This window comes from Cupriavidus sp. R6-3 (assembly GCF_059772245.1).
The window spans coordinates 1-4,663 of sequence record NZ_JCBAJO010000300.1; the positions used below are offsets into that span (position 1 = coordinate 1).

At 67.6% G+C, this 4,663-nt stretch carries 4 protein-coding genes; 2 read left to right on the top strand and 2 right to left on the bottom strand.

The annotated features are described in order from the left end of the window. Positions 1-1,160, bottom strand: a 1,160-nt coding sequence (locus AC6EI8_RS24350) for a rhodanese-like domain-containing protein (RefSeq protein WP_498383112.1), incomplete at its 3' end; no start/stop codon positions are given. 146 nt (positions 1,161-1,306) lie between these two features. Continuing rightward, on the bottom strand, positions 1,307-1,906 hold the full coding sequence (locus AC6EI8_RS24355) for a cysteine dioxygenase family protein (protein WP_149318761.1): 600 nt from the start codon (positions 1,904-1,906) through the stop codon (positions 1,307-1,309). A gap of 109 nt (positions 1,907-2,015) precedes the next feature. On the opposite strand from AC6EI8_RS24355, the gene AC6EI8_RS24360 reads away from it, so the two are divergent. Together AC6EI8_RS24360 and AC6EI8_RS24365 are read left to right on the top strand one after the other, a co-directional pair. Further along, on the top strand, positions 2,016-2,915 hold the full coding sequence (locus AC6EI8_RS24360; protein WP_149318760.1) for a LysR substrate-binding domain-containing protein: 900 nt from the start codon (positions 2,016-2,018) through the stop codon (positions 2,913-2,915). Positions 2,916-3,190: 275 nt separating this feature from the next. After that, positions 3,191-4,522, top strand: coding sequence for a uracil-xanthine permease family protein (locus AC6EI8_RS24365; protein WP_150084002.1), 1,332 nt, complete (start codon positions 3,191-3,193; stop codon positions 4,520-4,522). Positions 4,523-4,663 lie beyond the last annotated feature (141 nt).

The following is a 4,663-nucleotide window of genomic DNA, read 5'->3' on the forward strand; positions in this document are numbered from 1 at the left end:
TGGGCGTCGTGCCCCAGCTGCCGCAGCCAGCTCGCCACCACCGGCGCACGTACGCCGTCGTCATCGAACAGCACCAGCCGCGCGCCGCGCACGCCGACGTATTGATCGGTGGCCTGGATCAGCTGGCCGCCGGGCGTGTGTTGCGCGCCGGGCAGCGTGCCGCGCGCGAATTCCTCCGGCGTCCGCACGTCGCACAGGAACAGCGTGCGCGTGGCGTCGCGGGCCCAGCCCTGCACGGTCGCGGCGTCGACGGTGGCCACGCCGTGGCGCTCGGCCAGCCGCGCCGCCGCTGCGCGCATCGGTTCGAGCGCGCTGGTGTCCGTCTTCTCGGGATAGTGCCGGTCGTTGCCGTGCTCGAGCTGGTAATCGGCCAGATACCAGCCCTGCGTGCCGTTCTCCAGCGCGTAGACCGGATTGGGGATGCCCAGGTTGATCAGCGTCTGCGCGCCGATGATGCTGCGCGTGCGTCCCGCGCAATTGATCACGATCGGCGTGTCGTCGTCGGGCACCAGGTCGCGCAGCCGGTAGGCCAGCTCGCCGTTCGGGCAGCAGATCGCGCCGGGGATATTCATCTTGCGGTATTCGGACAGCGGCCGGCCGTCGAGCACCACCAGCTTGTCGCCGCGGGCCTGCATCGCATGCAGCTGCTCGGCGCCGATGCGGGGCGTATGCAGCTTGTGCTCGACCAGCTCGCCGAAGGTCTTCGATGGCACGTTGACGCCGGCGAACAGCGCATAGCCTGCCGCGGCCCAGGCCGCGGTGCCGCCGTGCAGCACGTGCACGTTGGTGTAGCCAGCGGCGCGCAGCGCGGCGGCGGCCGGCACGGCGACGCTCTCGTCATGGTCGTAGACCACCACGCGCACATCGCGGCGCGGCACCAGGCGGCCGATCTCGAGCTCGAGGCGGCTGTAGGGCAGCGGCACGGCGAGGAACAGATGCGATTCGCCGTACTGGCCGTGCTCGCGCACATCCAGCAGGGCGATCTCGGCGCCGTCGTGCAGCCAGGCCTTCAAGGTCCGGGCATCGACGTAATCGGCCGCGCGATCGGTGGCGCGATCGGTGGCGCGATCAGTGGCGCGAGCGGTGACGGCATGGGTCGCGGAAGCTGGAATGGAATCGGGCCTGGAAGCGGGATTGAAATCGGTCACGGAATCGGTCATCGGCTCACGGGCCGCCCAGGGCGGCCGAATTCGGGCAAAACGCTCCCCTGGCCGAGGACAGCCATGCGTGGCAAAGGGGAGGGGGAATGGGTCGGAGGTGGGCCGCCGTCGATACGCTGTCGCGGATCGAGGACGGCCGCGGGAGGTCAGCGGCGCGTCTGCACGCCGACCGACATCACCTGGTAGCGGCCGGTCTCGAGGTCGAACGCAATGCGCTCCTTCAGCGTTTCCAGCGCGCGGCCGTACATGTGCAGATGGCGGATGATCTGCTCGCCCTGGATCTCGACCGAGTGGATGTCGTCGGGCATCAGCGCGATGCCTTCGCCGGGGCCGACGCGAACGGTATCGATCTGCTCGAGCTGGCCGATGCCGGGCTGCGAGCCGTCATCGAGGCGGCGATAGACGTAGTTCTGTTCCTCGCCCTCAACTGCGGCGATGCAGGCCCAGGTCGTGTGGTTATGCGGCGGAATCCGCTTGCCCGGGCGCATCACGTTCAGATACAGCGCGTAGCGCTGGTCCGGGTCTTCAGTGATCAGATAGCGGGCCTGGCGCTCGCCGGCCTCGGGCGGCGCGAAATCGGCCTCGCTCCACCATTCGCGGTGCGACGCCAGGTCCTTGACCACGGCCAGCACCCGGTCCAGCGCCTCGCGCGTCAGCGCCTTGTTTTCAACAATATCCTTAATGCTTTGCATGGCGCCCTGGACGGCTGCGGTGCGGGCTTCGGCGCGCGCGGGAGCGAGACTCATCGAAAAACTCCTGAAAGATACCGGTCTGGAGCCACACTGTACTGAACGCGATTGGGCCGAACAACTTAGAATATTGCGCAATCATATAAGCATCTCTTATATATCGTTCATGCGCCATCTCGACCTCGAACTGCTGCGGACGCTGGTCGCCATCGCCGAGCACACCACCTTTGCGGCCGCGGCCGACGCGACCCACAAGACCCAGTCCGCCGTCACCCAGCAGATGCAGCGGCTGGAGGAGCAGGTCGGGCTGCCGCTGTTCGACAAGCAGGGCCGCAGCAAGCGGCTGTCGCCGCATGGGCAGAAGCTGCTCGAATACGCCAAGCACATGCTGGCGATCAACGACGAGGCGCTGCGCGCGCTGCGCGAAGGCAATCTGGAAGGCGCGCTGCGGATCGGCGCGCCGCACGACATCGCCGACACCATGCTGCCCCCGCTGCTGGCGCATATCGCGCGCAGCTCGCCGAAGCTGCAGCTCGAAATCCACGTGGGGCGCAGCCCCTTCCTGATGGAGTCGCTGCGCCGGGGCGAGATCGACCTGACGCTGTCGACGCGCAGCGATCCGGCGCTGGAAGGCGTGGTGCTGCGGACCTCGCCGACCGTATGGATCTGCGCGGCCGACTACGTGCACGACATCTCGCGGCCGGTGCCGCTGATCCTGGCCGACGAGCCCAGCCTGTTCCGCCGGCTGGCGCTGGAGGCGCTGGAACTGGCGCAGGTGCCGTGGCGGCCGGGCTATCTGGCGCCGAACCTGATCGGCATCAAGGCCGCGATCCGGGCCGGCCTGGGCGTGACCGCGCGCAGCATCGAGCTGCTCGGGCCCGATATGCGCGTGCTCGGCGAGAACGACGGCATGCCCCGCCTGCCCGATGTCGCGTACTACCTGTGGATGCGTCCGGACGTGATCAATCCGGCCACGCGGCAGGTCTACGAGATGCTCAAGTCCACGCTGGGACTGAATGCCACGCTGGGACTGAATGCGAGCGCGGCCGGACCTTCGCCGGCCTGATTCTGTCGCGCATTCCCGTCACGACCTTCGCCGGCCCGCAGCGCAGGGCAACACAACCGATACCGCTGGTTTCGAACGCCCGCTTGCATGGCCGCGGGCCTTCGCATAGACTAACCAAAACGTTTTGGTTACGCGGTTTTTTATCATTCAGCGGCGAAATACGCACAGACGGGCGCATAGACGCATAGACGCATAGAGGCATGAAGGCAGCGGCGCGGCTCACCGATCGCGCCACTCGCCAACACACGCCGCTGCCACCCAAGGAGGAGATCCCCATGACCCAACCCGCTCCCGCGGCCGTCGACGAGGTATTGCCATGGCGGCGGCTGTTCGCCTTCGGCATGCAGCATGTGCTGGTAATGGCCGCATCGCCGATTGCGTCCGTGTTCCTGATGAGCAAGGCGCTCAATTTTCCGGCCGCGCTGGCGATGCAGCTGCTCAGCGCGACCTTCGTGATCTGCGGCCTGGGCACCTTGCTGCAATCGTTCGGGCCCAAGGGCATCGGCGCCCGGCTGCCGTTCATCATGCTGCCCGGCGGCGCGCCGATCGTGCTGTTCATCCTGATCGCGCAGCAGACCGATGTGCAGACGGCGGCCGGCGCGGTGATCCTGACCGGCGTCTTCTATTTCCTCGTGCTGCCGGTGTTTCGGCGCTGCCTGCGCTATTTCCCCGCGGCGGTGGTCGGCACCATGCTGCTGCTGGTGGCGATCAATCTGGCGCAGGTCTCGGGCAAGCTGATCGCCGGGCAGCCCGGTACGCCGGGCTTCGGCGCGCCGATGAACCTGCTGCTGGCGTTCGCGACGATCGCCTTCACCGTGCTGTTCTCGCGCGTGCTGACCGGCATGCTGGGGCAGCTGGCCATCCTGCTCGGGCTGCTGGGCGGGGCGCTGGTGGCGGTCGGAATCGGCGCCTTCCACAGCGAGCATCTGTCGCTGTGGCCGGTGCTGGCGCTGCCGTCCGCGTTGCCGTTCGGCATGCCGAAGTTCGACCTGATCGCGGCGATTCCGCTGATGGTGTTCTCGATCGTGTCGATGGTGGAGGCGACCGGCCAGACCATCGCGATCGGCGATGCGGTCGGCAAGCCGATCGACGAGCAGCGCGACGTGCCGCGCACGATTCGCGGCGACGCCTTGACGTCGCTGCTCGGCGGGCTGTTCGGCACCTCGCTGATCATCACCAGCGGCGAGAACATCGGCATCGTGCGGGCGACCGGCGTGCGCTCGCGCTTCGTCACCGCGGTATCGGGCGGCATCCTGGTGGTGTTCGGGCTGCTGGCGCCGGTGTCGTCGCTGATCGCCGCGATTCCGGAGGCCGTGGTCGGCGGCACCGGGCTGATCGTGTTCTGCATCGTCGGCACCATGGGCATCGACATGCTGCGCAAGGTGGACCTGCGCGACCACGCCAACATGTACATCGTCGCGGTGGCGCTGGCGGTCGGGCTGCTGCCGATCCTGGTGCCGGGCATCTATGCCAGCGTGCCGGCCAACATCCGCATCCTGGTCGGCAACGGCGTGGCGATGGGCGCGATCACGGCGGCGCTGATGAACTTCCTGTTCTTCCATACCGGGCTGCGGCGCGGCATGGAGAAGGTGCCGGTCGCGCATTGAGTCGCGCATTGAGTCGCGCCTTGTAGTCCGCAGGTTTTTTACCCCTCTCCCGCAAGCGGGAGAGGGAGCAGTCATCCGCTTATCTGGCCATGCCGCCGCCTGCATGCGCCGCAACTCGTAGAACGTATGTCGCTTTCTTCC